This window comes from Vibrio sp. 1249-1, from assembly GCF_033340495.1.
On sequence record NZ_JAWOWJ010000445.1, the window covers coordinates 1 to 747 of the forward strand.

General features: G+C 43.9%; 1 protein-coding gene. It reads left to right on the forward strand.

What is annotated here, in order from left to right; all coding sequences use genetic code 11:
* The first annotated feature begins 119 nt into the window (after positions 1-119).
* Entirely contained in the window at positions 120-650 is a 531-nt protein-coding gene (speG, locus tag R7Z50_RS26900; protein ID WP_005459711.1) for a spermidine N1-acetyltransferase, read from the forward strand.
* Positions 651-747 lie beyond the last annotated feature (97 nt).

A 747-nucleotide genomic window follows, 5' to 3' on the forward strand; every position in this document is an offset into this window, starting at 1 on the left:
ATCCGTTGATACAAATGACAAAGTTGATGAAAATATGCGAGGTGTTTTCCCTGAGATACGTTAAGATTTTCTAGCATCAACCGGGGAGGATTTCCCCTCCCACTCATTGGAGAAGCAGGATGAAAAAAGGCCTAAAAATGCGTGCATTAGAACGCTCTGATTTGCGTTTTATCCACGAACTCAACAACAATCGCAACATCATGGCCTACTGGTTTGAAGAACCTTACGAGTCCTATGACGAGCTCGAAGAACTTTACCGTAAACACATTCACGATGACGCAGAACGACGCTTTGTCGTTGAAGACGCTGACGGCATTTTGATTGGTTTGGTGGAGCTGATTGAAATCAACTACATCCACCGCAGTGCGGAATTTCAAATCATCATCGCGCCAGACCATCAAGGCCGTGGTTATGCGATGGAAATGATTCATCGCGCATTGGATTACTCTTTCTCCATCCTTAACTTACGCAAAATCTACCTATTGGTTGCGGTTGAGAACGAAGTTGCCATCCATCTGTATAAAAAGTGCGGCTTTATTGAGGAAGGCCATCTTATCGAAGAGTACTTCATTAATGGCAGCTATCGTGACGTGAAGCGCATGTACGTTTTGAAACATCAATACCAGAAGAGTATTGAAGAACAAGCGTAAACCGATTGAACGTTATCACTGGCGTTATTCATGCTGTGCTATCTCTCGCATTGCTGCTTGAGAATTTCCTCAGTATTCATCGCTGAGCAAGGGCTGA